This window comes from Apibacter sp. wkB309 (genome assembly GCF_002964915.1).
Lineage (GTDB): Bacteria > Bacteroidota > Bacteroidia > Flavobacteriales > Weeksellaceae > Apibacter.
In genome coordinates, this window is sequence record NZ_PSZL01000011.1 from 1 (window position 1) to 2,380 (window position 2,380).

The window sequence follows — 2,380 nt, forward strand, 5'->3', positions numbered from 1 at the left end:
TGGGTATATGATACTCTTGGAAATACAGTAAAATATGAAGGACAAATACTATATATAAATGCAAAAGACAGTATAGGTCTTAGCGATAATTGGTCAGAATGCGATCAAGGAGATACTTCCAATGGTACTATGCGTAGGAATATGGATTATCTTACCTATAGATTAACAGAAGAAGAATTATTCAAAGACACTTTAATTTATTATATATACGGAGGAAAAAAGAGAAAATGTATGGGAGAGTTACTGTTGATAAAGAAGAAATAGATTTTTTATACAGATCCGAATAATGGTATGAATAAAAAAACACGAAATATTTTAGCATATGTATTCCTATTAGGTATGGTAGGATGCAATATCGATGTACCCGATAGAACATTATTTACCCAGATAAGTGAGACAATAGAGGAATCGAAGGCCAAAGGAGTTTTTTTGGCCGAATATAAGCCGAATAGAGAACTAATAAAAAAAGCATGGGTAGAAATTCCCTGGGTATATGATACTCTTGGAAATATCAAAAAACGAGGAGGAAATGAGTTATACATAGAAGTCGAAGACAGTATAGGTCTCTCCCGAACACGGGAAAGATGCATGAATGGAGATACTTCCAATGGTACTATGATTGTTGGGGCGAAATATCTTACTTTTAGATTAACAGAAGAAGAATTATTTAAAGACACTTTAATTTATTATATATACGGAGGAAAAAAAAGAAAATGTATGGGAGAATTGCTGTTGATAAAGAAGAAATAGTTTTTTTTTATACGGATACGAAGAATGGTATGAATAAAAAAATAAAAATAGTTTTAACAAGTGTATTCCTTATATGTATGGTAGGATGCAATATCGATGTTGCCGACAGAACATTATTTACCCAGATAAGTGAGACAATAGAGGAATCGAAGGCCAATGGAGTTTTTTTGGCTGAATATAGATCGAACAGAGAACTAATAAAGAAAGCATGGGTAGAAATCCATTGGGTATATGATACCCTTGGAAATATCAAAAAACAAAAAGGACATGAGTTATACATAGAAGCCAAAGACAGTATAGGTCTTAGCGATAGTTGGTCAGAATGCGAACAAGGAGATACTTCCAATGGAAATATGGTTGATGGGGCGAGATATCTTACTTATAGATTAACAGAAGAAGAATTATCCAAAGACACTTTAATTTATTATATATACGGAGGTAAAAAAAGAAAATGTATGGGAAAGTTGCAATTGATCAAGAAGAAATAGTTTTTTTTTATACGGATCAGAAGAATGGTATGAATAAAAAAACACGAAATATTTTAGCATATGTATTCCTATTAGGTATGGTAGGGTGCAATATCGATGTTCCTGATAGGACAAGAGTAATTCAGATAAGTGAGACGATAGAAGAATCGAAAGCAAGAGGAGTTTTTTTGGCCGAATATAGGCCGAACAGAGAACTAATAAAAAAAGCATGGGCAGAAATCCCCTGGGTATGATACTCTTGGAAATACAGTAAAATATGAAGGACAAATACTATATATAAATGCAAAAGACAGTATAGGTCTTAGCGATAGTTGGTCAGAATGCGATCAAGGAGATACTTCCAATGGTAATATGATTGCTGGTCCGAGATATCTTACCTATAGAATAACAGAAGAAGAATTATCTAAAGACACTTTAATTTATTATATATACGGAGGAAAAAAAAGAAAATGTATGGGAGAATTGTTATTGATCAAGAAGAAATAGTTTTTTTATACGGATCCGAAGAATAGTATGAATAAAAAAACACGAAATATTTTAGCATATGTATTCCTATTAGGTATGGTAGGGTGCAATATCGATGTTCCTGATAGAACATTATCTACCCAGATAAGTGAGACAATAGAGGAATCTAAGGCTAATGGAGTTTTTTTGGCTGAATATAGGCCAAATAGAAAAATAATAAAAAAAGCATGGGTAGAAATCCCCTGGGTATATGATACTCTTGGAAATATCAAAAAACAAGGAGGAAACGAGTTATATATAGAAGCCATAGACAGTATAGGTCTTAGCGATAGTTGGTCAGAATGCGAACAAGGAGATACTTCCAATGGTAACTTTAGTATGGGAGCCGACTATTTAATTTTTGAATTAACAGAAGAAGAATTATCCAAAGACACTTTAATATATTATATGTACGGAGGAAAAAAGAGAAAATGTATGGGAGAGTTACTGTTGATAAAGAAGAAATAGTTTTTTTTATACGGATCAGAATAATGGTATGAATAAAAAAACACAAATAGTTTTAACAAGTGTATCCCTACTAAGTTTGATAGGATGCAATATCGATATTCCAGATAAGACAAGCTCTGTTCAGGTAAGTGAGACGATAGAAGAATCGAAGGCAAGAGGAGTTTTTTTGG

At 32.6% G+C, this 2,380-nt stretch carries 6 protein-coding genes; all 6 read left to right on the forward strand.

Annotated features, from left to right (window positions below; translation table 11 throughout):
- Nucleotides 1-264 (forward strand): hypothetical protein (locus C4S75_RS10080; RefSeq protein WP_158254219.1); only part of this gene is annotated, 264 nt, incomplete at its 5' end.
- A 27-nt stretch (nucleotides 265-291) separates the two neighbouring features.
- Nucleotides 292-750, forward strand: coding sequence for a hypothetical protein (locus C4S75_RS05710; RefSeq protein ID WP_105297359.1), 459 nt, complete (start codon nucleotides 292-294; stop codon nucleotides 748-750).
- On the forward strand, nucleotides 714-1,238 hold the full coding sequence (locus C4S75_RS05715) for a hypothetical protein (protein ID WP_105297360.1): 525 nt from the start codon (nucleotides 714-716) through the stop codon (nucleotides 1,236-1,238). Before C4S75_RS05710 ends, C4S75_RS05715 begins: the two co-directional genes overlap by 37 nt.
- Entirely contained in the window at nucleotides 1,202-1,471 is a 270-nt protein-coding gene (locus C4S75_RS05720) for a hypothetical protein (protein ID WP_105297361.1), read from the forward strand. Before C4S75_RS05715 ends, C4S75_RS05720 begins: the two co-directional genes overlap by 37 nt.
- A gap of 118 nt (nucleotides 1,472-1,589) precedes the next feature.
- Nucleotides 1,590-1,724 (forward strand): hypothetical protein, encoded by a 135-nt coding sequence (locus C4S75_RS10185; protein ID WP_255410593.1) that lies wholly within the window; start codon nucleotides 1,590-1,592, stop codon nucleotides 1,722-1,724.
- A gap of 27 nt (nucleotides 1,725-1,751) precedes the next feature.
- Nucleotides 1,752-2,210, forward strand: coding sequence for a hypothetical protein (locus tag C4S75_RS05725; protein WP_105297362.1), 459 nt, complete (start codon nucleotides 1,752-1,754; stop codon nucleotides 2,208-2,210).
- Nucleotides 2,211-2,380: the final 170 nt, after the last annotated feature.